22 protein-coding genes and 3 tRNA genes are annotated in these 24454 nt (G+C 69.0%); 5 read left to right on the top strand and 20 right to left on the bottom strand.

The genetic code is table 11. The annotated features are described in order from the left end of the window. Window positions 1-59 precede the first annotated feature (59 nt). Window positions 60-809 (top strand): TetR/AcrR family transcriptional regulator, encoded by a 750-nt coding sequence (locus ACTVCO_RS01375; protein ID WP_443726593.1) that lies wholly within the window; start codon window positions 60-62, stop codon window positions 807-809. Between the two features lie 29 nt (window positions 810-838). Continuing rightward, window positions 839-1453: a phosphoribosylanthranilate isomerase gene (locus ACTVCO_RS01370; protein ID WP_443726592.1), complete on the top strand. Its 615-nt coding sequence runs from the start codon at window positions 839-841 to the stop codon at window positions 1451-1453. Window positions 1454-1513: 60 nt separating this feature from the next. Here ACTVCO_RS01370 and ACTVCO_RS01365 read toward each other — a convergent pair whose 3' ends face one another. The 4 genes from ACTVCO_RS01365 to ACTVCO_RS01350 form a co-directional block, all read right to left on the bottom strand. Continuing rightward, a complete protein-coding gene (locus ACTVCO_RS01365; RefSeq protein ID WP_443726591.1) occupies window positions 1514-3076 on the bottom strand; it encodes an SLC13 family permease in 1563 nt (520 codons plus the stop codon). Window positions 3077-3111: 35 nt separating this feature from the next. Continuing rightward, window positions 3112-4626 (bottom strand): leucyl aminopeptidase family protein, encoded by a 1515-nt coding sequence (locus ACTVCO_RS01360; RefSeq protein ID WP_443726590.1) that lies wholly within the window; start codon window positions 4624-4626, stop codon window positions 3112-3114. Window positions 4627-4652: 26 nt separating this feature from the next. After that, complete coding sequence (locus ACTVCO_RS01355; RefSeq protein ID WP_443726589.1) at window positions 4653-6317, bottom strand: AbgT family transporter; 1665 nt, start codon at window positions 6315-6317, stop codon at window positions 4653-4655. 292 nt (window positions 6318-6609) lie between these two features. Then, complete coding sequence (locus tag ACTVCO_RS01350) at window positions 6610-7998, bottom strand: GH1 family beta-glucosidase (protein WP_443726588.1); 1389 nt, start codon at window positions 7996-7998, stop codon at window positions 6610-6612. Between the two features lie 190 nt (window positions 7999-8188). Here ACTVCO_RS01350 and ACTVCO_RS01345 point away from each other — a divergent pair, with 190 nt between their 5' ends. Beyond that, window positions 8189-8497 (top strand): sulfurtransferase TusA family protein, encoded by a 309-nt coding sequence (locus tag ACTVCO_RS01345; protein ID WP_443726587.1) that lies wholly within the window; start codon window positions 8189-8191, stop codon window positions 8495-8497. Window positions 8498-8537: 40 nt separating this feature from the next. On the opposite strand, the gene ACTVCO_RS01340 is transcribed toward ACTVCO_RS01345, so the two are convergent. The 3 genes from ACTVCO_RS01340 to arsB are packed head-to-tail and all read right to left on the bottom strand — an operon-like array spanning window position 8538 to window position 11163. Next, complete coding sequence (locus tag ACTVCO_RS01340) at window positions 8538-8987, bottom strand: arsenate reductase ArsC (protein WP_443726586.1); 450 nt, start codon at window positions 8985-8987, stop codon at window positions 8538-8540. Next, window positions 8984-10051 (bottom strand): metalloregulator ArsR/SmtB family transcription factor, encoded by a 1068-nt coding sequence (locus ACTVCO_RS01335; protein ID WP_443726585.1) that lies wholly within the window; start codon window positions 10049-10051, stop codon window positions 8984-8986. The genes ACTVCO_RS01340 and ACTVCO_RS01335 overlap by 4 nt, the downstream gene beginning before the upstream one ends. A gap of 8 nt (window positions 10052-10059) precedes the next feature. Then, complete coding sequence (gene arsB / locus ACTVCO_RS01330; RefSeq protein WP_443726584.1) at window positions 10060-11163, bottom strand: ACR3 family arsenite efflux transporter; 1104 nt, start codon at window positions 11161-11163, stop codon at window positions 10060-10062. A 295-nt stretch (window positions 11164-11458) separates the two neighbouring features. Here arsB and ACTVCO_RS01325 point away from each other — a divergent pair, with 295 nt between their 5' ends. Then, window positions 11459-11728 carry a helix-turn-helix domain-containing protein gene (locus ACTVCO_RS01325; RefSeq protein WP_443726583.1) on the top strand — a complete coding sequence of 90 codons (270 nt, stop codon included), beginning with the start codon at window positions 11459-11461 and terminating at the stop codon, window positions 11726-11728. 4 nt (window positions 11729-11732) lie between these two features. Here ACTVCO_RS01325 and ACTVCO_RS01320 read toward each other — a convergent pair whose 3' ends face one another. From ACTVCO_RS01320 to ACTVCO_RS01260, 13 genes are all read right to left on the bottom strand, one after another. Continuing rightward, window positions 11733-12068 (bottom strand): hypothetical protein, encoded by a 336-nt coding sequence (locus ACTVCO_RS01320; protein ID WP_443726582.1) that lies wholly within the window; start codon window positions 12066-12068, stop codon window positions 11733-11735. A 272-nt stretch (window positions 12069-12340) separates the two neighbouring features. Further along, window positions 12341-12964: a hypothetical protein gene (locus ACTVCO_RS01315; RefSeq protein ID WP_443726581.1), complete on the bottom strand. Its 624-nt coding sequence runs from the start codon at window positions 12962-12964 to the stop codon at window positions 12341-12343. 167 nt (window positions 12965-13131) lie between these two features. Next, window positions 13132-13830 carry a hypothetical protein gene (locus tag ACTVCO_RS01310; protein ID WP_443726580.1) on the bottom strand — a complete coding sequence of 233 codons (699 nt, stop codon included), beginning with the start codon at window positions 13828-13830 and terminating at the stop codon, window positions 13132-13134. A gap of 3 nt (window positions 13831-13833) precedes the next feature. After that, window positions 13834-14649: a hypothetical protein gene (locus tag ACTVCO_RS01305; RefSeq protein WP_443726579.1), complete on the bottom strand. Its 816-nt coding sequence runs from the start codon at window positions 14647-14649 to the stop codon at window positions 13834-13836. 411 nt (window positions 14650-15060) lie between these two features. Then, a tRNA-Arg gene (locus ACTVCO_RS01300) sits at window positions 15061-15133 on the bottom strand. Window positions 15134-15298: 165 nt separating this feature from the next. Next, window positions 15299-15387 (bottom strand) — tRNA-Ser (locus tag ACTVCO_RS01295). Between the two features lie 49 nt (window positions 15388-15436). After that, on the bottom strand, window positions 15437-16705 hold the full coding sequence (locus tag ACTVCO_RS01290) for a threonine/serine ThrE exporter family protein (protein WP_443726578.1): 1269 nt from the start codon (window positions 16703-16705) through the stop codon (window positions 15437-15439). Between the two features lie 169 nt (window positions 16706-16874). Then, window positions 16875-16957: transfer RNA gene (locus ACTVCO_RS01285), tRNA-Ser, on the bottom strand. Window positions 16958-16999: 42 nt separating this feature from the next. Continuing rightward, complete coding sequence (locus tag ACTVCO_RS01280; protein ID WP_443726577.1) at window positions 17000-17443, bottom strand: hypothetical protein; 444 nt, start codon at window positions 17441-17443, stop codon at window positions 17000-17002. Window positions 17444-17640: 197 nt separating this feature from the next. Continuing rightward, window positions 17641-18234, bottom strand: coding sequence for a GTP-binding protein (locus tag ACTVCO_RS01275; RefSeq protein ID WP_443726576.1), 594 nt, complete (start codon window positions 18232-18234; stop codon window positions 17641-17643). Next, window positions 18215-18613: a DUF742 domain-containing protein gene (locus ACTVCO_RS01270; RefSeq protein ID WP_443726575.1), complete on the bottom strand. Its 399-nt coding sequence runs from the start codon at window positions 18611-18613 to the stop codon at window positions 18215-18217. The genes ACTVCO_RS01275 and ACTVCO_RS01270 overlap by 20 nt, the downstream gene beginning before the upstream one ends. A 15-nt stretch (window positions 18614-18628) precedes the next feature. Continuing rightward, window positions 18629-19072, bottom strand: a complete 444-nt coding sequence (locus ACTVCO_RS01265) for a roadblock/LC7 domain-containing protein (protein WP_443726574.1) — start codon at window positions 19070-19072, stop codon at window positions 18629-18631. Between the two features lie 20 nt (window positions 19073-19092). Continuing rightward, window positions 19093-23157 carry an ATP-binding protein gene (locus tag ACTVCO_RS01260; RefSeq protein WP_443726573.1) on the bottom strand — a complete coding sequence of 1355 codons (4065 nt, stop codon included), beginning with the start codon at window positions 23155-23157 and terminating at the stop codon, window positions 19093-19095. Between the two features lie 180 nt (window positions 23158-23337). Here ACTVCO_RS01260 and ACTVCO_RS01255 point away from each other — a divergent pair, with 180 nt between their 5' ends. After that, window positions 23338-24357, top strand: a complete 1020-nt coding sequence (locus ACTVCO_RS01255; protein WP_443726572.1) for an NAD(P)H-quinone oxidoreductase — start codon at window positions 23338-23340, stop codon at window positions 24355-24357. Window positions 24358-24454 lie beyond the last annotated feature (97 nt).

Raw genomic sequence — 24454 nt, 5'->3', positions numbered from 1 at the left:
ACCGTACTGGATACACTCCCGTATCGGGGACTATGGTTGCCTCGACGGAGAGGACCCCCATGTCGACGCCCGCATTGACGCCCGCACCGCCCGACGCGCAGGCCTCCGGCAACCCCGCGCCCAGCGCGCGGCGTCAGCGCACCCGCGAGCGCCTGCTCGACGCAGCACTCGACCTCTTCGCCGAGGCCGGGGTCGACGCGACGTCGATCGAGGCGATCTGCGACCGAGCAGGCTTCACGCGTGGCGCCTTCTACTCCAACTTTGCCGACAAGGACGAGCTCATCGACGCGCTCGCCGCGCGCGAGCAGGACACGGCGATCACCCAGCTGCGCGAAGCCATCGACGCGGGCACGTGGGAGTGCACGTGCGAGTCCGACGACTCCCTCACCTCGCTCGGCGAGGTCGCCACAACGTTGCTCGACGCCCTCACGCTCGACCGACGGTGGGGCATGATCAACGGCGAGCTCCGGTTGATCGCGCTCCGGAACCCCGCGTTCGCCAGGGCACACGCGCACCGCGAGGACATGCTCCTTGACGCGATCGGGCACGAGATCGTGCAGCTCGTCGAGTCGATGGGGCGCGAGCTCGCCATTCCGACGCGCGTGTTCGTGCGATTGCTGTGGGCGGGATTCCAGGTCGACTTCGAGACGGTCGAACGCTCGGCTCCCGGTGGTCCGACAGCAACCGAGCTCGCGTCGGAGTGGATCCCCATCGTCACCGCGCGCCTCACCCAGCCACGCAGCGAGGACACGACGACGCAGCCCGGGGCGTCCCGGCCCACCCGTCACGAGAGCAGCGAGACCCGATAGGGTCGTCGTCCACGATCCGGAGGATCCCTGTGCTGGTGAAGATCTGCGGGCTCACGACGCCCGAGCTCGCGCACGTCGCTGCGGCGGCCGGCGCCGACGCGATCGGCGTCGTCATGAGCCCTCGCAGCCCACGGCACGTGACGACCGCGCAAGCCCTCGACATCGTCGTGGCGCTGCGAGAAGCCGATCCAGAGGTGACGACGGTGCTCGTCACTGCGGAGCTCTCGTCCGCCGAGGCAGTGCGCCAGGCGCTCGCGGCAGGAGTCGACGCCGTCCAGCTGCACGGAGGGCACTACGGCGCGGCGGACTTCGCGGCGGTCACCGCTGAGGGACTGATGCCGTGGCGTGCCGTGTCGCTCGCGGACGACGCCGCACCGGTTGTCGGAGCGCTGGGCGAGAGCGTCCTCCTGCTCGACGCACCCGTGCCCGGCTCGGGGAACGCGTGGGACCTCACGGGTCTCGGGGAGCACAGGCCTCACGGACGATGGATGCTCGCGGGCGGGCTCAACCCGGCGAACGTGGCCGACGCTGTGCGCGCCGTGCGGCCATGGGGGGTCGACGTGTCATCCGGTGTCGAGGTGACGCGCGGCGTCAAAGACCCGCAGCTCGTGCGCGCGTTCGTCGAGGCGGCGCGCGGGGCGTAGCGCGGGGCCTAGCGCGGGGCGTAGCGCGGGCGCGACGGCAGGGTCGCCGAGCGGCGTCGGCTAGAACCTCCAGATGAGCGGCACGTAGAAGATCGCGACGAGCCCGAACAGGGCGAAGAACGGCCACCCGGCCTTGATGTAGTCGACGAACCGGTAGCCGCCTGGCTCCATCACCATGAGGTTGGCTGCGGTGGCCACCGGGGTGAGGAATGACGCTGCCCCGGCGACCGTGAGCGCCATGAGGAACGGCAGGACCGAGACGTTCATCGTGGAGGCGGTCGCGACCGCGACCGGCACGAGGATGAGAACGGTCGCGGTGTTGGAGATGAGCTGGCCGAGCACGAGGGTGACGAGGACGATCGCGGCGAGGGCGAGTGTCGGGCCCGCAGATCCGACGGCCGAGACGATGTGGCGTGCGATGAGGTCGGCTGCGCCGGTCGTCGTGAAGGCGGTCGCGAGGGGGATCATTCCGGCGACGAGCACGATGATCGTCCAGGACACGGAGCGATATGCCTGGGGCGGGGTGACGACGCGCAGCAGGATGAGGGCGCACGCCGCGCCAAGTCCCACGACCGCAGCGGGCAGGATGCCCGTCGTGAGGAGCACGATCATCGCGACGAGGACGACCATGGTCCGCTTGGCGCCGGCTCCGAGCGGAACGGATCGGCGCAGGCGGCCGGGAGCATTGACGACGAGCACCTCGCGGTCGTCAGCCGTGTGCAGCACGAGGTCGTCCCACGTGCCGTCGAGCAAAAGTATGTCGCCCGCTTGAAGGGTTGAGTCGTGGCCCGTGATCTCGTCGTCACCCCTCCGGGCCGCGAGCACGACGAGGCTCCCGCTGGGCGTGGCCATGCCGGGGTAGACGTGCAGGCCGACGAGCGGGGAGCGGGGCGGCACGAGCACCTCGGTGACGCCGCGGGCGGTCGTCATGAGCGTGCGTTCGTCGTCGATCCCGTACTCCTCGCGCAGCAGGGCCGCGAGGCGGTGGGCGTCGGCGGGTGCCTGGGCCGCCGGCCGCTCTGGGAAGAGACGCGTGCCGAGAAAGACCACGAGCAAGATGGTGCCCGTGAGCAGCGGCAGCCCTGCGAGCGCGAACTCGAAGAACTCGAAGGGGCGCGCCCCAGCCTCGACGGCGGCGTCGCTCACGATGATGTTGACGGGCGTGCCGGTGAGCGCGAGGAGCGAGCCTGCGTGCGCAGAGAACGCGAGGGGCATGAGCATCTGCGACGCGGGGATGCCGACGCGTGAGGCGACGACGACGACGAGCGGCAGGAACGCCGCGACTGTTCCGTTGACGCTGATGAGTGCCGTGAGCGCTGCCGTCATGAGGCAGAGCAGGACGAGCAGGGGGCCGCGTCGGGTGCCACCGCGTTCGACGAGCATGTGACCTGCCCAGGCGGTGATGCCTGTGATCTCGAGCGCTTCGGCGACGACGAAGAGCGCCGCGATGAACAGGACTGTCGGGTCGCCGAACCCAGCTGTCGTCTCGTCGAGCGTGAGGACGCCCGTGAGGTAGAGCGCGAGGGACACCCCGATGGCGGTGACGCCGAGGGGCACCTTGCCCGAGATCATCGCGACGACGGCGGCGGCAAGGATGATGAAGGTGATCGTCGATGGTTCCACGTGGCGCTCCCCTCAGCTCCGTGCGTCCGGTTGGGTCATTGCGTCGCGTCGTCGTCTGTCGTGAACCGTCCGGCGACGTCGAGCAGGATGCGCGCACCGAAGCCGGTCGCTCCCGCGCTACGCCATGATTCGTCCTTCTCGACCTGCATGGTGCCGGCGATGTCGAGGTGGGCCCAGGGTGTGCCGCGCGTGAAGTGGTCGAGGAACAAAGCGGCCGTGATTGCGCCCGCGTACGGGCCGCCGAGGTTCGAGATGTCAGCGATCGTCGAGTCGAGCTGGGGTCGGTAGTCGCGTTCGAGCGGCAGCTGCCAGACGCGCTCCCCCGTCACCTCTGCCGCGTCTTCAACGATGCTGAGGATGTCGACGTCGTTGCCGAGCAGCGCGGCGACGCGTGGCCCGAGCGAGACGAGAGCCGAGCCGGTGAGCGTTGCGACGTCGACGATCGCGTCGACGTCGGCCTCGACGGCGAGCGCGAATGCGTCGCTCATGACGAGGCGGCCCTCGGCGTCGGTGTTCTTGACCTCGATCGTCGTGCCGTCGCGCGCGACGAGGATGTCTCCGAGCTTGAGCGCGGATCCTGACGGCATGTTGTCGGTGCACATGAGCCAGCCGCGCACTTCGTTCGGGGTGCCAGCGTCGCGCAGCGCGGTGAAGGCGCCGAGCACGGCTGCGGCGCCGCCCATGTCCATCTTCATGAGCAGGTGCATGGGGTCCGACGGCTTGAGGCTGATGCCGCCGGAGTCGTACATGATGCCCTTGCCGATGAACCCGAGCAGGCCGGTGGGGTTGCCGTCGGGCACGTAGCGCAGGCGGATCATGCGCGGCTCGTCGACCGAGCCGCGGTTGACGCCGAGGAGCCCGCCGCAGCCGAGCTCGATGAGCTCGGCCTTGTCGGCGATCGAGACGTCGAAGCCGAAGCGTTCGCCGAGCGCTGTGGCGATCTCGCCGAGCCGTTGCGCGGTGAGGTCCGTCGCGGGCGTGTTGGCGAGGTCGCGGGCGACGACGCTTGCACGTACGCCGCGCAGGGCGTGCGCGATGGCGGCGTCGTCGTCGCCGCCGACCCCGACGCGCAGGGCGAGGACGTCGAGCGAGACGTCCGGCGGGCTCGTCCGGTAGGTCGCGAAGCGGTAGCGGGCGAGGACCGCGCCTTCGACGAGCGCGGCAAGGGCATCGGCGCGGTCGACGTCAAGGTCGTCGAGCGGGGTCGCGAGCGCGAGGCGGGCACGGCGCGGGACTGCGCGCACGAACGCGGCGGCGGCGTCTCGGAGGCGGGCAACCGTGAGGTCTGCGGCGGGCCCGAGCCTGACGACGACGGTGTCGGGGCCGTGCGGCTGTGGCACGAGGATCGTGGCGCCGTGCTTTGGTTCGAGGCCTGCAGCCTCGAGCGTCGCCAGGTCGATTCCGGCGTCGGGGGGCAGGCTGTCACCGTCGGGCACGAGGTAGCCGATGGCGTCGACCGGGGTGGCGTCGGCGCTCGCCATGACGGTGAGCGCATCGAGGGCCGCGAGGCCTGGCAGCGCGTGGTCGAGGGCTGGTGTGGTGTCTGGCATCTGTGCCTCCTGGGTGGTGGGAATGCTCAGCCGATCGAGACCGGAGACCCGGGGCCCCAGGGGATGCCGAGGTAGAACCACGCGGCGAACAGCGCGGTCCAGCTGAGGAGGATCCACGTGGCGTACGGGATCATGAGCGCGATGATCGTGCCGATGCCCGCGTCCTTCTTGTAGCGCTGGGCGACGGTCACCATGAACGGCAGGTACACCATGAGCGGGGTGAGGACGTTGACGGGCGAGTCTCCGACTCGGTAGGCCGCGAGGAGCGTCTGCGGTGCGACGTCGAGCGACGCGAAGATGGGGATGAAGACGGGCGCGAAGATCACCCACTTGGGCACGAGCCCGGGCAGGATGAAGTCGAGCAGCACGATGACGACGATGAACGCGATGAGCAGGACGATCGCGGGCACGTTCGCTTGTTCGAGAAGCTCTGCGGCTGAGACGGCGGCGACCGTGGGCAGGTTGGACCAGTTAAACAAGGCGATGAACTGGGCGATCATGAGGAACATGACGAGCAGGCCGCCGAGGCTTCCGAACGTCTTGCCGATCGCTCCGACGACGGCGCTGCCTCCCGTGAGCGTCTTGGCTGCGCGCCCGTAGGCGATCCCGCACACGAGGAACGCGAGCGAGATGATGAAGACGAGGCTGGCCATGAAGGGCGTCGTGCCGATGATCTGGCCGGTCTCTGCGTCGCGTAGCGGTGCGTTCGGCACGAGGGTGAGCAGCGCGATGACGACGGCGAAGATGCCGAGCGCGATACCTGCGGCTCGCAGTCCCCGGATCTCAGCGGCTTCGTCGATCTCTTCGTCGATCGAGGCCACAGCGAGCTCGGCGCGGTCGTAGGGGCCGAGCCTGCGCTCCGTGATGAAGACGGTGACGAGCAGCGTGACGACGGTGAGGACGATGGACGAGACGATCGCGAAGTAGAGGTTCTGGGTGACTTCGATCGTTTCCATGCCTGCGGCTTCGAGGACGCCGTTGGTCACCTCGGTGAGCATGGAGTCGCTCGGCGTGATGAGGACGTTGACGCCGAAGACGGCGCCTACGGCGCCGAAGGCGGCGGCCAGGCCCGCGAGGGGGTGGCGTCCGACGGTGAGGAACGCGGCGGCGGCGAGGGGCACGAGGATGAGGTAGCCCGCGTCGGTTACGACCGACGAGAGGACGCCGACGCCGATGAGGATCGCGGCGAGCCAGCGGCGCGGGGCAATCTTGACGATGCGCCTGATGAGCGCGCCCATCATGCCGGCGTGTTCGGCGACGCCGACGCCTCCCATGGCGATGAGGACGACGGCGACGACACCGAAGCCCGCGAAGTTGTCGACGAACGAGCTGAAGAAGTGCCGCACGCCCTCGGCCGACAGGAGGTTGCGGATCTCGAACGTCTGCTGCGTGACGATGAACTCGGGGACTTCAGCCGGTTCTCCGGTCACGGAGTCGTAGATCGACCAGGTGCCGCCGAGGTGTTCGTTGATCTGGGAGAACTCGTCGCGGGGCACGGGGACGACGACGTCGTCGGTGACGGAGACCCCGGCCCACGAGCCGATCGCGGAGATGACGGCGATGAGGGCGATGAGGTAGACGAACATGAGCGTCGGGTCGGGCACTTTGTTGCCGACGCGCTCGATCCAGCCGAGGAAGCCCTTCGTGCTCGCGTCGTCGATGTCGCCTGTAAGTGCTGGCTGCGCGGTCATGTCGTCCTCCAAGTCCCGAGCGGCGGGGTTCCGGACTGGGTTGCTCGTCCGCACCCCGGGGACAGGGGGTTGGCGTCAGCCATCGGGAGCCGCGGTTGGTGGGTGGCGGTCACGAGGAGCTTCGTCATTGACGGCGTCCGTCCCGAGTCGGGCAGCCGGTGGCGACCCGGCTGGCGGGCCTCGTATCGAAGAAGGCCCTGCTCAGCATATTTCCACGTCCGCGGCCTGCGGTCGAGGTGACACCGCCACGGCCATCACGGCTCGGGCAGCTTATTCCGGCTGCGCGGGCGCCCTATGCGTCAAGCTCGCGTGAGGCGATGACGCCCGCGTACCAGAGCGCGGAGTCCTTAGGAATCCGCACGAGGGTGTCGTAGTCGACGCGCACGATGCCGAAGCGGCGGTCGTAGCCGTAGCGCCACTCGAAGTTGTCGAAGAGCGACCACACGAAGTAGCCGCGCAGGTCGACGCCGTCGGCACGTGCCTCGAGCGCGGTGGCGAGGTGACGACGGATGTAGTCCGTGCGCAGGTCGTCGTGAATCGCGCCGTCGGGCGCGACCTCGTCGTCGAAAGCCGCACCGTTCTCGGTGATGAGGAGCGGGAGGCGGGGGTAGCGCTCGGAGAGGTTGCGCAGGAGGCGGCCCAGTGCGTCGGGGTCGATGTTCCAGCCCATCGCGGTGTGCGGGCCGGCCATCGGCAGGAAGTCGACGTCCTCGGCCCCTGGCCACGCGGACGTCGCGCCGCGCTTGTGGCCGTCGGCGAGCGTGCGTTCGCTCGCGCCGTCCCACATGCGCACGGTGTTGGAGGAGTAGTAGTTGACGCCCAAGTTGCTCAACGGCTGGGCGATCGTCTCGAGGTCACCGTCGCGCACGAAGGACCAGTCGGTGACGTCCTCGGTGACACGGACGAGCCGTTCCGAGAGCTTGCCCTCGACCATGGGGACGAGGAACGTGTCGTTGGCGAGCGCGTCGACCTTGTCGACGGCGGCCGGGCCCGTGGGGCCGTCGGGCATGAACGCGTGGAAGTTCAGGGTGACGGAGAACTTCGCGTCGGGGCGGACGACGGGCCGCATGGCCGCGATCGCGGCGCCGTGCGCGAGGTTGAGGTGGTGCGCGGCGAGCAGCGGCTGCATGCGACCGGTGAGGCCGGGCGCGTGCCCGCCGGAGCCGTAGCCGAGGTAGGCGGAGCACCAGGGCTCGTTGAGCGTCGTCCACGTGTCGACGCGGTCGCCCAGCTCAGCGCCGACGATGCGCGCGTAGTCCGCGAAGGCGCTCGTCGTGTCGCGGTTGAGCCAGCCTCCCGCGTCCTGGAGCTGCTGCGGCAGGTCCCAGTGGTAGAGCGTCGCGACGGGTGTGATGTTGCGCTCGAGCAGTCCGTCGACGAGCCTCGAGTAGAAGTCGAGGCCCGCGCGGTTCACGGGTCCGCGGCCGGCCGGGATGACGCGAGGCCATGAGATCGAGAAGCGGTAGGCATTGAGCCCGAGCGACGCCATGAGGTCGAGGTCGTCGTCGAGACGGTGATAGTGGTCGACAGCGACATCGCCCGTGTCATCGCCCAGAATCGTGCCCGGCACGTGGCTGAAGGTGTCCCAGATGGACGGGCCGCGGCCGTCTTCGCTTGCTGCGCCCTCGATCTGGTAGGCCGCGGTTGCGGCGCCGAGGATGAAGCCGTCGGGGATGCGCATGGTGGGGCTCCTTCGCCGTCTGTGGAAACGCTTCCACATGGTGTCACACGTGCCCGACGACGACCATCGCCGCCCAATCTCTGGGAACCCGCGCCCGCCGCGCAGGCCACGACCGCCGGTAGGGTCGAGCCATGGACTCTGCCGGACCTGCGCAGCACGACGCCGACCCGCGCGTGCACGCCCACGGCGCATGAGCCTGCCCCCGACGATCACAGCCGAGCACGGCGACGACGGGATCCTGCGCGTCGACGGCGGCGACCTCGGCTGCGCCCGACTCCTCATCCACCTGCGCCGTCACGTGGCAGCGCTCAGCGAGGACGCGATCGTCCACCTCACGTCCTCGGACCCCCTCGCACCGATCGACCTACCCGCCTGGTGCCGCCTCACGGGCCACACCTATCTGGGCCCGGTCGCCAGCGACGATCGCCCCACCTACGCCATCCAGGTCGCGGCCACCCCCACGCGGACAGACCCGCAACACCCCTGGCAGACGCTCTAGCGTCGGTGGCGACCACTCGCACGCGAGCCATCTGACCTAGTCACGGGGCTGCGGGAACGCCCAGCTGGTCGAGCAGGGCCACGACGCGCCGGCGGATCTCGTCGCGGATCGGGCGGACGGCCTCGAGGCCCTGGCCTGCCGGGTCGTCAAGCTTCCAGTCCTCGTACCGCTTGCCCGGGAAGATCGGGCACACGTCGCCGCATCCCATCGTGATGACGGCGTCGGACGCCTGGACGGCCTCGGTGGTGAGGACCTTGGGCTGCTCGGCACGGATGTCGATGCCGAGCTCGAGCATCGCCTCGACGGCGGTCGGGTTGATCTGGTCAGCCGGCATCGAGCCCGCCGACCGGACCTCGACGGCGCCGCCAGAGAGTTCACGCAGGAAGCCCGCAGCCATCTGGGAGCGGCCGGCATTGTGGACGCACACGAAGAGCGCGCTGGGGCGGGTCTGCTCGGCGGTCGAACCAGCCGTGATATTGGTCGTCGTCATGAGTTCTCCTGGGTGTCGGGCAGTGCGGCGAGGGCCGCGGTGGGGTGGGCAGGCACGGTAGAAGACGGGATGATCTCGGCGAGCAGGCCGCGAACGCGTCGGTCGAGCTCGTCGCGGATCGCGGCGACGCCCTCGGGCGAGGCCAGGGCCGGGTCGCCTACGGACCAGTCCTCATAGCGCTTGCCGGGCAGGACCGGGCAGGTGTCGCCGCAGCCCATCGTGACGATGACGTCCGCCGCGCGCACGACGTCGTCGGTGAGCGGTTTGGGGAAGGCGTCCGATGCACCGAGCTCGTCGAGGACGGGCCGGACCCCGGCGTGTACCTCGCCTACGGGGGCCGAGCCTGCCGACCGAACGATGACGGCGTCACCGGCATAGCTGTGGAGCAGAGCCGCTGCGAGCTGGGAGCGCCCAGCGTTGGCGACGCACACGAAGAGCACCTGGGGTCGGCGGCCCACGCCGACGGCGGTCGTCCGAGCGAGGTCTGCCAGCCGCTGCTGTGCAAACCGCTCTGTCGTGACGATGAGGTGCGTGCGCACCGTCGACCGACGAGCGAGGGCCGTGTAGGACTCCCGGACGACCCACAGCACAGCATCGTGATCCAGACTCGGGTAGCACTCCGCCAGCTCGTCGGCCATCCGCACGAGCGTGTGGTCGACGTCGGCGAGGCCGACGGTCTCGGGGCCGCTCGTGGGCGCATCGAGCGTCGCGGGGGCGAAGGCATCAAGCAGGGTCGACACTGCGCCACGCAGCGTCGGCGCGACGCGGTAGTACACCCACGTGCCGCGCCGCTCAGAGGTGAGCACACCGACGTCCTTGAGGACCTTGAGATGGTGGGAAACCGTGGGCTGAGAAATCTCGGTGATCGCGGTGAGTTCGCAGACGCACGCTTCCCCCGTCGCGGACGTGGTGATGAGCGAGAGCATCCGCAGGCGCACCGGCTCGGCCAACGCCTTGAGTGTGGCGCCGACGCGCTCGGCGGCGTCGAGCCCCATGGTGTGCGCCTCGGTTACCGGGGCACGATCGGCGACGGCCCCGGTGGCGTTCGCGTCGATGGCGGTCATCGCAGCCCCTAGAGGACCCCGCCGCGGGCCTGCGGCACGGTCGGGTCCTCGGCGCGCCACCGGCGCCCCACCCAGAGCGAGACGTACACGAGCCCGACGAGGACGGGGACCTCGATGAGCGGTCCGACGACACCGGCGAGCGCCTGCCCCGATGTCGCGCCAAACGTGCCGATCGCGACGGCGATGGCGAGCTCGAAGTTGTTCCCCGCGGCGGTGAAGGCGAGGGTTGTCGACCGGGCGTACCCGAGCCCGATCGCTCGTCCCGTGACCATGCCGACTCCCCACATGAGGCCGAAGTACGCGAGCAGCGGCAGCGCGATGCGGACCACGTCGAGCGGAGCGGACGTGACCGCCTCGCCCTGGAGGGCGAAGAGCAGGACGATCGTGAAGAGCAGGCCGTAGAGCGCCCACGGACCGATGCGCGGGACGAACGTCGACTCGTACCAGTCGCGGCCCTTGGCCCGCTCGCCGATCCAACGCGACGCGCCGCCGGCCATGAGCGGCACCCCGAGAAAGACGAGGACGTTCAGCGCGATCTGCCCCATGGAGACGTCGAGGCCCTGCGTATCCAGGCCCAACCAGCCGGGGAGGACCGTGAGGTAGAAGTACCCGAGGAGGGAGAAGGCGACGACCTGGAAGACCGAGTTGATCGCGACGAGCACCGCTGCCGCCTCGCGGTCCCCGCACGCAAGGTCGTTCCAGATGACAACCATGGCGATGCAGCGCGCGAGGCCGACGACGATGAGGCCAGTGCGGTACTCGGGAAGGTCGGGCAGGAAGACCCAGGCGAGGGCGAACATGAGCCCGGGGCCGACGAGCCAGTTGAGGACGATCGAGCTCACGAGCAGCCGGGAATCGCCCGTGACGGCCGAGACGCGGTCGTAGCGGACCTTCGCGAGGACCGGGTACATCATGACGAGCAGGCCGATACCGATCGGCACCGAGATCCCGCCGACCTCCATCGCGGCCAGCGCGTCGGAGAGCGCCGGGACGACGTTGCCGAGCACCAGACCCGAGAGCATCGCCAGCCCGATCCAGATCGGCAGCCAGCGATCGAGCGTCGACAAGCGAGCAGGTGCCTGCGCAACGGTTGTGTCCGTCGTTGTGTTCACGCGAGCACCTCATTGATCGCAGCGGAAAGGGCAGTGCTCGGCTCCGCGCCGATGATCGTCTCAACGAGCTCGCCGGTTGCGGTGCTCACAGTGCCTCCCTGGCGTCGACGAGCTGGGTGGGTGACGCCGCCACGACGTGGGCCGCGTCGACCGCCGAGGTGCACCCAGCGGAACCGCTGACTGCTCCATCGACATGCATCTATATTGACACTCATTGATACAGGGGTCCATGTCCCGGGGCAGGTTCACGCACTGTTCATCACCGGCCGCCGATGCGCGAGAAAACGGCCCTCGCGTGCCACACCAGGCCGCGGTCCGCGCCGCCACGCTCCACACCGCTGTGACCGATTCGCGGGAGAAGCTGGGCCTGACGCAAGCCCACGTCGCCGAGCGCGCCGGCGTCTCTCGTCGATTCGTCTCCGAACTCGAGGCCGGCGCTCGCCCCGGCGCGGAGTTCGCGCGCGTGCTTGCCGTCGTGGGCGCACTCGAGCGACAACTGATCGTGGTCGACTCACGACCCGCTGGGCTCGACCATTTTGACGAGGACCCACTCCAACAACAGTGACGCTCTACTGCGCCGCCCCCCGGATATCCTCCTGGGCTGCGACGTACCGCCGCGGGGCCGGTAGGTCCAAGTGCTTTTGCGACGCCGGCTCCGGAACAGCGACGCCGAGCTTCTCGCGGATCACGGTCGCGTCCCCTCCCCAGATCTCGCGACCTGCGTCGTTGCGCGGCTCCGCAACCCGGCCCTCCTTGCTCACGAACGCCTCGCCGCTGCCCACGACGCCCCCGTCATAGGGCAGGGCCGCGCCCGTCATCGCTACCCACGCCGCCGACTGGCCGTCGACGTACATCGGAACGACGTACTTCCGCCCCGCTTCAAACGTGAGGGAGTTCTCCTTCACGACCAGTCGCTCGGCGCGACCAGAGCTCGTCACCCACAGAGCCGTCACGGAGTCGACGCGGCCCGGAACCTCGGGGCCCGACTCTCGCTGCCAGAGAGCTTCGCCCTGGGCTACCTCGCGGGGTGGTCGTATCCCCGGCCGGCAGGCGCACGTGGAACGTAGACCCGACGGGTCCGGCAGTCGCCGGGACCGCATGGCTCGCCGCACGATCTGGGTGCACGAACATCCCTCACCGCGACGGGCCGCGACCTGGGGCCCTCAACCTCGCTGGTTCAGAAGGGGGCGATCACCATCCGCGTCCCCTTTTCGGGCCACGGAACAGCGAGGACGCACCTCCCGACCATCGCACCGCACTCGACCAGCTCGTCGTTGGACCGCTGCATCCGCGTGTAGAGCACAACCGTTGCCACGATAGATCCGTCGTCATCGGCGACGACACGGGTCCCGTAGTCGTACAGGCAGTCCCCGGCCGGCACCGAGTTCTCATCCCTGGCGGGGCACTGGACAAGGCCCACCGACTCGCGTGCAGCGAAGCCGGAACCCGTCACAGCCACCTGCGCTGCACCGTCCTTCGCGTAGCTGATCTTCCCCAACTTCAGCTCCGGGGTGGGCACTAGCGCCGGCTGCAGCTCTGCCGGGACGTCGATCGCCGCGAGAACGCTGTCGTCCCCACCCCCCGTCACACCGACGGAGCAGTCGGACTCGCACACTCGCTCGTGTCGGGGACCGAACTGGACGTAGGCGAACGCATCGACGCTCGCCGTGAACTCGCCGGATGCGTCGACAGCGGCGAGCGTCCGGTCAGAGAGGTCACAGTCCGCCTCCGCGTTCTCGAGTTCGCCCGACGGACGCGCGCAGGGAATGATCTCGACCTTGACCCCTGGCGCGAACCCCACCCCGCGGATCTCGAGCTTTCCCGCATCCCCGGGCGCGACCGCGAGGCCCGGCGCGGACGGCGACGCACTGACTGCGGGCGTGGGAGACGGATCGCTCGAGGAGGGAGTGCAACCAGAGAACCCCACGAGGAGCATCGCCGCGAAGCCGATGATGACCCCGGTGCGCCTCACGGGTAGCCGAGGGTCTGCTCGACGGCCATGGCGACCCGCCATGTCCAATCCGGCACGTCCTTGATAAAGTCCACGCCCTTGTTCCAAGTGTGATACTCAACCTCGAGGTAGCACGCAGTCGCGTTCGTCTGGTTGAGCTCGCCCAGGTTCGTCCTCTTCTGAATGATGTCGTTGGTCCCAGGCGACCGCGGACCGACTGCGGACCTCAGGTAGTCCGCGCAGGCCTTTCCTGCTGTCGAGGCATACATCGCCAAGGTTCCCTTGTTGCTCGCGACGGTCGTCGAACACGTGTAGCCGTTTGTCGCGTTGGAGTGAACAGGTATATGAACGTCTGCGCCGAACTGGTTCGATGAGGTGATATTCTGCCCCGCCGTTCCGTTTCCGACCCGAACCTTGTAACCACGGTCAACGAGAGAACCGAAGCCTACGCTCGTTCCGCTAGCCGTATGGAGCGAGGCGACGAGAGAGCCCGTGTTCTCGTTGTGCGACTTACACCCGATATTTGGTATACAGGCGCCGCCGGGCACTCCGTCGTTGCCGTCGTGGCACGCTACGGACAGGAACACCTTGTGACCGTTGTTAGCGGCGGCCGTCGGCACATAGTTGTAGTCGGCCCTCGCGGGGGACGTCGCGACGACCATCCCGGCAGACACCAGGCACAGGGTCAGTAGAGCGCGGATCATCTGCTTCAGCACCGGTCACTTCTCCCAGGAGTCGAAGGTCATGGCTCCGCAACTATCGCCGCCCAAGGTGAGGGCCCACGCGTAACAGTCGCCGTCAACCCCCAAAGTCGCCGAGGACACGGTCCGCACCATTAACAACGTCGAGTACACGGCATCGTCGAGCGATGACTTCTTCATGCCGTCGAGCGTCGATACCGTCTGCGCGACCGCGGCTGGAACAGAGACCGTGAGGTGCCCGTCGACGAGCGCGCCGGAAAGCGGCTCAGCCAGCGGCGTCGATACCGCGTGCTCGATGAGCGCAGTCAAGGCATCCAGGACGGCGTCGACATTCTCGCCGTCGATTGTCTTGTCGCGCGTCGAGGCGGGCTGGTCGAGGCATGACAGCATGGCGACAACAGCATGGCGGGTCCGAGCCGCTGCCGCCCGGTCTTCGCACGCGAGCTCGGAACCCACGGTGCTCCGCTGCAACGGCGCCTGCTCGGCCACCCACCGCGCATCGCGGGCTCGCCGCGCATCGCCGTCGAGCACCTCGATGTTCTCGACGCGGATCGTCACGTCTGCGTCGTCGTCCGGGAATGCCGCAATCAACTCCTCGATCGATCCACGGAAGCCTCGCACACCGTTGATCACGAGCGCTGGGCCTTCAGTTGCATCGCCCGGCGCTGGGGATGCTTCCCGTGCATTCGCCGAGGTCGCGGAGAACAACGCAGACATACAGATCACGGTGATGGCAGAGACACCGATCGGTGCTGCAAATTTGGGTCTACGGTACATACCGATCTCCTCGTGAGCGTTGTTACATAGCTTAACCGTAGGGGTGAACAGCCACATTGGCCATAGCGTCTGGATACCCCCATGGCCTCGCTCTGGGTTAAAGCACCTATAGCCTCTCTCAGGACCGCGACGGAGCCCCTTGCCTTAGTGACGTCACGGTCCCCGCGAGAGAATCGCGTCACTGTCGCGACTGAGGGCATCGCGCGGCGGTCGACGCACCTTGCTTCCCGCTCGACACGCGTCGGGACGGAAGTCGCTCTGGCGTCCACGATGCTCGCCAACCATCTCGGCCAGAAGCAGCCCTGGTTCTCGCGCAGGAAGATGAGGCACGTCGCGTTCGACGCCGCCGAACTCCTCATCGTCGCGGACTACCTCGGCGTCGATGTCATGCAGCTCTACGGCGTCACGGCTCCGTCGCCTGGCCCCGGAAACGGCGAACGGCACCCCGTGGGGTGCCGTTGCGACTCGTGCGCCCGGAGGGATTCGAACCCCCAACCTTCTGATCCGTAGTCAGATGCTCTATCCGTTGAGCTACGGGCGCATGGCCGCTCGCACGTCTCCGCGTGATCGGCCTCGTAGAGCATACCCACAGGAAGGGCTGGGTGCGAAATCCATCCAGCATGGCCCCGCTCACATTCGGCCCCGGGCCGTCACGGCCGCCTGATACAGCGAAGGGCCCCGGTCATTGACCGGGGCCCTTCGGAAGCGGAGACGGAGGGATTTGAACCCTCGAACGAGTTACCCCGTTACCACCTTAGCAGGGTGGCGCACTAGACCTGACTATGCGACGTCTCCAGGCCAGCACACTCTATCGGAGGCCCCGACACGCTCCAAACTGAACGGTCTACCGTTCGATCAACCACGAGCGGTCGGTGAGCATCCGGCCCACGGCGAGCCCGATCGCGAGCGCGACGACGACGAGCCCGGCGTCGACGGCGTACGCCATGGCTTGGACCGTCGCCCCGTTGTTCAGGTGGTAGACAGCGCGGTAGGCGGCGGCACCCGGCACCATGATGACGACCGCCGGTACGTAGACGGTGACCCGCGGTACGTCGATGCGAGGTGCGGCCCACGCGGCGACGACGCCGACGAGCAGCGCGGCGATTGCGGCTCCTGCCTGTGGCGCAAGGCCCTCGCCGATGAGCGTGAGGCGCATGACGTTGGCAACCATGCCGACGCAGGCGGCGGTGACTGCCATGGCCCATGGGCTGTTGAACATGAGCGCGAACCCGAGCACGCCGAGGAAGCTCGCCAGCAGCCTCAGCACAGTGAGCACGAGGAACGGGATGTTCGGCGCGACGGCAGGATCCGGTATGACGCCGACGAGCGCCGACACGGCCCAGACGGCGAGCGCCGCCGACACAAGGATCATGAGTGCGTAGACGAGGCGCGCGACCCCGGCCGAGAAGTCGAGCCGGGCGAGGTCGAGCGCCCCCGTGACGAGCGGGAACCCGGGCACGAGAAAGAGCACTGCCGAGATGTACGCCGCCTCGTGGTTGCCGGCGGTCGCCCCGGTCGCGAGCAGCACGGTCACGAGCCCGAGGTACAGCGCCGACGCGAGGGCTGCGGCCACCATCGTGACAGCGAACTGATTCATGCCCCGGTGCAGGAGGGCTCGGCGCAGCAGCTGGCCAAGCCCGGCGGCGACGAAGACACCCACGCACTCGATGGGCCCGCCGTTGTTGAGGAACGCGAACGCGGCGCAGGCGACGGCCGCGAACAGGGCGTTGCGCCACGGCCCGTAGAGCGGCGCCTTCGCGCCGATCCGTCCGACACCTTCTTCGAGCTCCTCGACGCGCGCGCCGACCGGAAGCGCCGAGACGAACCGTTCGATCTCCATGAGCCGGTCGGCGTTGACCCCGACCTTGCGGCTCTCGGTGACCTCGGTCCGGAAGATCGGTCCGCGGTGCGACGTCGCGGTGATCTCGGTGAGCGTCACGTGCGCCTCGTGCCGGTCCATGCCGAGGGCCTGCGCCGCCCGCGCCATCGTCGCCTTGACCCGGTAGCTGCCCGTTCCGCCGGAGAGGCTGAGCCGCCCGAGGGCGAGGATCGCGCCCGACTGTCGGATGAGCCCGACGGGCTCGAGCTGGTCTTCCTGCGTCGTGCCGCTCACGACCCCTCCTCAACGCTGCTGCCGTGTCGTCGGGCTGGCTGGCGGCGCAGAGCGCCGGAGCACCGACGCCCGGATGATCGTGTCACGACCTGTGTGCACGCGGGTGGGACGAGGGACCCGTGGCGCGACGACGGGGTCGCGCCCGGCGTGGGCGCGACCCCGTCAGCTGCGGAGGGCGAGGGATTCGAACCCCCGGTCCTTTCGGACAACGGTTTTCAAGACCGTCACATTAGGCCGCTCTGTCAGCCCTCCCGACGCCCTATTCTGGCACGTCGCGCGAGGCCTTGGCGCCTCTCACGCCCACCAGTGGTCGGGCAGCCCGGGCGAGAAGACGTCGAGTCCATACATGCGCGCGAGCTGCGCGGACTGTTTCTCGTAGGTGAGGAACGTGTCGACCTCGCTGTCGGCAACCGCGACGCCGAGGTGGACCGCGTCGACGGACGGGACGACGCCACCGACCATCGCCGCAACCGGGAACGCCTGGTCAGGGATGCGCAGGACCGTAAGGCGTTCCCCCAGCTCACGGACAGCGTCGCGGGCCGCCCATCCCAGCGGGATCGCGGCGCTCTTGGCGGCGCTCAGCCCCATCTCAGTGACGGCAACCCGCTCGGCGTGCTCCGCGAGCCACGCTCGCCATGCGTGCGCGTGCATGGCCGGGCCATGGTCTTCGCCGGGGAGGAACGGGTAGTCGGGGTCCACGACTGACAGCCTGAGCGCGGACCCGTCCGCGTAGTACACGTCCCACACCTCCTGCCGTGGCGCGCCTCTGTGCGCAGCCGTCGCCAATCTACCGTCATGGGCGGGGTGCGGGCATCGTGGCCGAGCACCCGGAGCAGCCCAGTCGTCCGGCATCACGTCACGACGCGTGCACGTCCTCGAGAACGACGCAGGCCCGCACCCTCATCGGGGTGCGGGCCTGCAACGACTGCTTCTGCTCAGGCGGCGCGCAGGCGAGCCATCGCGAGCTGGACGAGCGCGATGAGCGTCTGCTTGGTCGCCGCGCGCGAGCGGGCGTCCGTGTAGAGCATCGGCACGTGCGCCGGCACCTGGAGCGCCTCGCGGACGTCCTCGAGGCGGTGCTTGGCCACGCCGTCGAAGCAGTTGACGCCGACGACGAACGGGATGCCACGCGACTCGAAGTAGTCGACGGCCGGGAAGCACTGCTCGAGGCGGTCGGTGTCGACGAGCACGACGGCGCCGATGGCACCGCGAACAAGGTCGTCCCACATGAAGAGGAAGCGGTCCTGGCCGGGCGTGCCGAACAGGTAGAGCCACAGCGAGCTCGAGAGCTCGATGCGACCGAAGTCCATGGCGACCGTCGTCGTGGTCTTGCGGTCGGTGACGCCGCCGGCGTCGTCGACGCCCACGGAGTGCTCGGTCATCGCCGCTTCGGTGTTGAGCGGCTCGATGTCAGAGATCGAACCGATGAACGTCGTCTTGCCGACGGCGAACCCACCCGCCACGACGATCTTCACGGCAGTCGGAGCCTGGTGCGGCTGTGCGCCCGACTCAGAGGGAGGAAATGCCATTGAGAACACTCTCCAACACGCTCAGGGAAAGGGCAGGGTTCTGGAAACCGGGCTGACCGTGACCAGTGTGGACGTTGACAGGCGTCGACGTGTGCACGGTGAGGAAGCCCTCGTCAGCAAGGTCAGAGATGACGATGCGGACGACGCCAATGGGAAGTCGCACGAGCGCGGAGAGCTCAGCGACGGAGACATAGTTCGTCGCGGCGTGACGCAGGATCTCGCGCTTTTCGGGAGTGAGGCCGCGACCGTTGACGGATGCAGGCGTCGCCTCGACAAGAGCCTCAAGAGGCAAGTCCGACGTCGCCGAACGCACACGCCCACCAGTCACGGCATAGGGCCGCACTGTGGAGTGCTCCACCTCGTTGTCGTAACTACTCATCGGGTCATCACCTCATCAGTTCTGCGGCAGCGTTGCGCCGTTGACGGGCAGGTTCCCGCGCATCTCAGAGATGAGCTGCGGGGTGAGCGTTGCTTCCGTACGCGAGACGAGCAGGGCCATCTCGTAGCCGATGAGGCCCACGTCGCACGTAGCGTCTGCGACAGCACCGAGCACGGAGCCGTTCGAGACGTTCATGAGGAAGAGGAACGCGTCGTCCATCTCGATGATGGACTGGCGAACGTTACCGGAGTTGAGCTGGCGCGCTGCCCCGCGCGTCAGGCTCGACATGCCGGAGACGATGGCGGCGAGCTGGTCGCCCGACGTGCGGTCAAGGTCTTCCGACATGGCCATGAGCAAGCCGTCGGCGGAGACGACGAGCGTGTGCTTGACGCCGGAAACTGTCTTGACGAAGTTGTCGAGCAGCCAGCCGAAGTTGGTTGCCTCGGAACTGATGGTCACGGGATCTCCTTGTGCCGGCGTCAGTACGACTGCGGTGCGTGGTCAGGAACGGAGGACGGTGCGGGCTCGTCGCCCACGCCATCCTGGCGACCGCGGGTGGTCGCACTCATGAAGGACGAGAGGCGTGAGCGAAGTTCGACCGCGTCGCGGTTGATCTTCGTGTCCTCGGCGTTCTCCGTCTCGGTCGCAGCGGGAGCCTCGGAGCGCACGCGCTTGGTGAGGCTCGGGCTCTTGCCCGAGAGGTCTTGGTTGGGGCGGTAGGACGAGAGCTGGCTGAGCTCAGACAGCGCCTGCTCCTGGATGCCGGCCTGAAGCGCAAGCCGCGCGGTGAGGTCGGCGTCGAACGCGAGCGATGGCCCTCCCCAGACTTCTTCTGCCGGTTCGGCAGCAGCGACCGGAGCCGCGGCGGCCGCAGGCTCGAACGTCTGAGCCGGGGCGAAGTTGTGCTGGATCTGAGGCGCGCGGTACGAGAACCCGCTCGAGGGGACGTCAGCCGAGTCGATGGGGGCTGGTGCCGAGAACCCGGGCTCCGTAGGCGCGTTCCAGGCGGGCGCAGCCGGTTCGGGCGCGATGAACGGAGCAGGCGCGCTCGGCGCCGGGGTGACGGGCGCCGCGGCCGCGTCAGCCCGCTTGCGCTTGAACATCCGGCCGAAGAGACCCTGACGCTCTGCGACGGGCTCGTCGACCGGCTGAGCCGCCGGCTGGCCGAGGACGTCGGAGAAGCTCGGGAGCGAAGTTCCGCCGGGGGTCACGGCAAAGGGCGCGAAGGCGTCGGCCTGTGCCTGCTGCTGCGGCCATGACGCGGCCTCAGGTGCCTCTGCCGTCTCAGGCTCGGGTGCGGGAGCAAAGCCGTCGGGTGCGGGCGCGAGCTCGACAGGCGCCGGCTCCGCGAACGCGTCACCATCCGCCAGGCCGGGCGCGGCCTCGTACTCCAGGCCGGGCACGTATGACTCAACATCGGAGGCCTCGAGACCGGGGACCTCGTACGCGGCGGGCTCATCGTCAACCACGGGCGCGGCGTACGCGACGGGCTCGACGTAGGCGACGGGCTCGTCGTAGGCGACGGGCTCGTCGTGCACGGCCGGGGCCGAGTACGCGGCCGGAGCCATGGGCTCCTCGTCGACGTAGCGCGCGTAGCGCCCACGACGCACGGGGGCGTCGTCCTCGGGAAGCTCGGCAGCCGACGCGATCGAGCCGACGTGAGCGCCGAGCGAGCGCAGACGCTGAACCTCTGCGGGATCGGCGAACGAGCTGATCTCGACCGACGCCTGAGCCTCGACGGGAGCAGGTGCCTCCCACGCCTCAGTGGTGACGGCCTCCCACGAGTCCGACGCAGAGGGAGCGGCCCACTCGTCGACGGGCGCCGCGTGCGCGGGCGCCGTCGTCTGGTCCGCCGGCGCTGAGGGAGCCCACGGCTCGTCCATCGGCAGCTCGAACGAGCCACCCGGGTAGGTCGGGGCCCACGAGTCGTCCGCGGGCGTCGCCGTCGCAGGCGCGGCAGGCGTGAGCTCGGGGCCGAGAATGTCGGAGTCGGCGACGACGCCGGGAACGACGAACTCGTCCTCGTGTGGTGCCACGGCCTCAGCGGCCACGTCCCCGCTCGGGACGGCGCCGCCTGAGGCGTTCGCCTGCTCCATGAACTCGATCGAGCGACGGGTGCGGAAGCTCGAGAAGACGGCGGCGCGGGCGGGAACACCGTCGGCAGCCGAATCCATCATTCCGAGCGACGGGGCCGTCGCCGCCGTCGGGGCCGGGACCTGCTGGCGAGAGCGCGCCGGAAGGCCCGTGCCGCCACGCGACGGCAGCACACCGGTCGCGATACCAGCCTCGGGAGGCGTCCAGCCGTCGTTCGCGCCAGCGAAGTCTGCTGGCAAGGCAGGTGCGACAGTCTCAGGGAGGATGATCGCGGACTCGTCGAGACCGCCCGACATCGCCACGCTGGGCGCGGGTGCATTCCCGTCCATCCGCGTGCGCCGACGCGGCATGCCGGTCGAGGTCGCGCCATCCGTGAGGGCATCAAGGTCGACGGGGATCGCAACCGGAGCCTCAGGCTCCTCGATCGCGGGGCGTCGCGGCGCGAGCGGCGCGGGGCTCGGCTCGACCTCTGGGCCGACCCAGGCGTCGGTCGCGTCGCGCGTCGACTTGCTCAGCGGGTCGACAGGAGCGTCGAGCGGGACCTCGGACTCGGCGAGGAAGAGCGCACGGGCGAACGCGACGCGCACGGACGTCCCGGTGCCGGCCGTCGCCGGGGTGAAGCGGACGGTCGCGCCCAGCTTGTAGGCGAGGCGTCCCACCACGTAGAGGCCGAGACGCTGTGCGCCGACGATCTCGCTCGCGGCGTAGGTCGCTGCCTTCTCGTTGGCTTCTTCCATCTCCGCGGGGGACATTCCCAGTCCCTCGTCCGTGACCGCGACGTTGATCCACCGGCTGTCCTCCGTGACAGACACGACGATCGGAGTACCGGGCTCGGAGAACACGGTCGCGTTCTCGAGGAGCTCAGCGATCAGGTGCGCTGCGGGCAGCGCGTTGTGCCCAAGCATGAGGGGGTCGGTCTCAAGGTCGAGCTGGACACGGTCGTACTGCTCGATCTCAGAGGATGCGGTGCGGACGACGTCCGAGAGCGCCATGGGCTGTCGCACGCGACGACCCGAGTCGATGCCCGCGAGGACAAGGAGCGACTCCGCGTTACGACGCATACGAGTGGCGAGGTGGTCGAGCCGGAAGAGGTTCGAGAGCGTGTTGGGGTCTTCCTCAGACCGTTCGAGCTCGTCGAGGAAGACGAGCTGGCGGTTGAGGAGCACCTGGTCGCGACGCGCCACGTTGATGAACATCTCAGCGATCGAGCCACGAAGAAGTGCCTGCTCACGGGCAACGCGGAGCGTCACCTCGTTGACCTCGTTGAACGCGGTCGCGAGCTGACCGACCTCGTCGCGCGAGGTCACCTCGATCGGTGTGACCACGACGTCCGGCCCTCGACCGGGCTCGGCGACCTGGTCGACGATGCGCGGCAGCTCGTCGCGGATCTTGCCGGCGGCGTCACGGAGGGCCCGCAGTGGGTCAGCGATCGTCCGGGAGATGAAGAACGCGATGACGAGGGTGACGATCAAGGCCGCAAGGATGGCGATGATCGTGATGATGAGCTCGCGCAGCGCGGCAGCCTCGGCTGCGTTGGCGACGTCGGCCATGGCCGACGAGACCTGCGCACGAACTGCATCCACGCCCTCGACCTGCGACGCGTAGGACTCGTCCCACTGCTGGATCGCGGAAACACCAGCGGAGGTCACGTTGCCGTCACGCAGGGCGTTGTGCACCTGCGTGTAGTAGAAGATGTTGGTCGGAACCTTGAGGTTCGCGGCGAGCCCAGTGATCTGGTTGAGGCGCGACTGCGCTTCTGCCTCGACGGCGCCGATGTTGCTCGCGAAGAGCGCGACGGTCCGTCGCTGGCCCTCTGTGAGGTCGTCGCTCACGTAGAGGGCGATCTGCTGCGCACCGAGAACGCCCTCGAGCTGCACGCCGTCGTGCAACCGGGTGAGAGCCCCGTAGGCGGCGACGTAGGAGCCGAGCTTGCGGTCGACGAGGACGTTCGCGAGGACGTCGATGAGGTCGATCTGCGGGTTGATGATCTCGGTGTAGCGCGCCTGGATCGTCGGGGCGTGCAACGGCTGGGCCGAGAGTGCGGCGCGTGCGTTCTCGACGGCGGCTTCGCTGCGCGCCTTGACCGACGCGCTGAGCGCGGCTCGGGTGTCTTCGCTCTCGCTGTTGAGGTCCGCGCCAGCCATCGCGTTGTTGAACGCCTTGCGGGCGGTGTCAGATGCGGCCTTGGCACGGTCGAGCTCGGCCTTGAGATCCGCCGACGCGGCGTCCCCGGCGTGCGCAACCTGGATGGCGATGTCACGCTCGTGCTGGAGCGTCTGGATGAAACGCTCCTGTCCTGCGACGAGAGAGACGAACGTCTTCTGAAGCTGCGCCTGGTCGTAGCTGCTGACCGCGCGTAGCGACAGGAGGCCGAACGCGACGACGAGCACGAGGACTGGCACGCCAAGCGCTGCCAGGATCTTCCCGCGCACCCCGAGTCTGCGGAGCATCGGTACCTCTCTCGTTCGTTCGTGCCCGGTGATCGATGGGTTCCGACCTTCGGGAGCTGCGTGTCTCGGTAGGACCGAAACAAGTCTTCGTGCTAAGTAGCATCGGCACCCAGCCCGCCCACCTTAACGGAGAACCAGGAAACCACTTGCGACGGCTGTGACGACAGTAGAGTCGACGCCGTGCGCATTATCGCCGTGACTCCCGCCGCGGGGCCAGTACCTGCCCACCTGACGGACTCGACCTCCCCCGTTCCGGTCGCCCGACCAGGTGAGGTGCTCGTCCAGGTGAGGGCCGCCGGTGTGAACCCCGCGGACCTCCTGCAGGTCCGGGGACTCTACCCCGCGCCGCCCGGCGCCCCCGAATGGCCCGGGCTCGAGGTGGCGGGTGTGGTCACCGCGGTGGGCGACGAGGTGGCCGGGCTGGCCGTCGGCGACAGGATCGCGGCGCTGCTCCCCGGGGGCGGCTACGCCGAACAGGTCCGCGTGACCGCGAGCCACGTGTGGCGTGTGCCCGACGATCTTGACGACGCGCACGCGGCCGCGCTCCCCGAAGGGCTGTGCACCGCGTGGTCCTCGCTCGTCGACGTCGGGCGCCTCGTCCCCGGTGAGACCGTCCTCGTGCACGGGGGCGCTGGCGGTGTGGGGTCGCTGGCCGTGCAGGTCGCGCTCACGCGCGGCTGCCGCGTCGTGACGACGGCACGGGGACGCGAGCGGGTCGCTGCCGTGCGCGACCTCGCGACACCCGCACTCGTCCACGCGCGCGCTCACGGCGCAGCGCACGACGCCCTCACGGTCATCGACCGTGAGACCGACGACTTCGTGACGGTCGTTCGCGAGGCGGGCGGCGCAGACGTCGTTCTCGACGTCGTGGGCGCGGCCAACCTCGGGCGCAACGTCGAGGCGCTCGCACTCGACGGGAGGCTCGTCGTCATCGGCATGCTCAAGGGGCGTCGCGGCGAGCTCGACCTCGGCGCTCTGCTCGCCCGACGCGGGACCGTGAGCGGCACGACCCTGCGGTCGCGGAGCGACGACGAGAAGACTGCCATCGTGGCTGCTGTCGAGGAGCACGTGTGGCCGCTCGTCACCCGTGGTGTCGTGCGGCCCCACGTGCACGCTCAGGTGCCTTTCTCCGAAGCACAGCGGGCCCACGACCTGCTCGGTTCGGGTGACGTCGTCGGCAAGGTCGTTCTCACTCCCTGAGGCCCCGCACGCCGGCTCACTGCCGGCGCGACACCCGCGTGGACGACGGACGGGGGAGGGTCGGCGCTCGCGCCGACCCTCCCCCGTCCGCGCGGTG

It is taken from the genome of Sanguibacter sp. A247 (assembly GCF_052324925.1).
Classification (GTDB): Bacteria; Actinomycetota; Actinomycetes; order Actinomycetales; family Cellulomonadaceae; genus Flavimobilis.
The sequence above is the reverse complement of the archived record's forward strand: the minus strand, read 5'-3'. Positions and strand labels throughout refer to the sequence as shown.

Excerpts from the sequence above, each read along its gene's own strand:
- ACTVCO_RS01375 (WP_443726593.1), top strand. The coding sequence starts at position 60 with ATGTCGACGCCCGCATTGACGCCCGCACCGCCCGACGCGCAGGCCTCC.
- ACTVCO_RS01360 (WP_443726590.1), bottom strand. The coding sequence starts at position 4,626 with ATGCCAGACACCACACCAGCCCTCGACCACGCGCTGCCAGGCCTCGCG.
- ACTVCO_RS01355 (WP_443726589.1), bottom strand. The coding sequence starts at position 6,317 with ATGACCGCGCAGCCAGCACTTACAGGCGACATCGACGACGCGAGCACG.
- ACTVCO_RS01350 (WP_443726588.1), bottom strand. The coding sequence starts at position 7,998 with ATGCGCATCCCCGACGGCTTCATCCTCGGCGCCGCAACCGCGGCCTAC.
- ACTVCO_RS01345 (WP_443726587.1), top strand. The coding sequence starts at position 8,189 with ATGAGCCTGCCCCCGACGATCACAGCCGAGCACGGCGACGACGGGATC.
- ACTVCO_RS01340 (WP_443726586.1), bottom strand. The coding sequence starts at position 8,987 with ATGACGACGACCAATATCACGGCTGGTTCGACCGCCGAGCAGACCCGC.
- ACTVCO_RS01335 (WP_443726585.1), bottom strand. The coding sequence starts at position 10,051 with ATGACCGCCATCGACGCGAACGCCACCGGGGCCGTCGCCGATCGTGCC.
- ACTVCO_RS01305 (WP_443726579.1), bottom strand. The coding sequence starts at position 14,649 with ATGTGGCTGTTCACCCCTACGGTTAAGCTATGTAACAACGCTCACGAG.
- ACTVCO_RS01275 (WP_443726576.1), bottom strand. The coding sequence starts at position 18,234 with ATGGCATTTCCTCCCTCTGAGTCGGGCGCACAGCCGCACCAGGCTCCG.
- ACTVCO_RS01270 (WP_443726575.1), bottom strand. The coding sequence starts at position 18,613 with ATGAGTAGTTACGACAACGAGGTGGAGCACTCCACAGTGCGGCCCTAT.
- ACTVCO_RS01260 (WP_443726573.1), bottom strand. The coding sequence starts at position 23,157 with ATGCTCCGCAGACTCGGGGTGCGCGGGAAGATCCTGGCAGCGCTTGGC.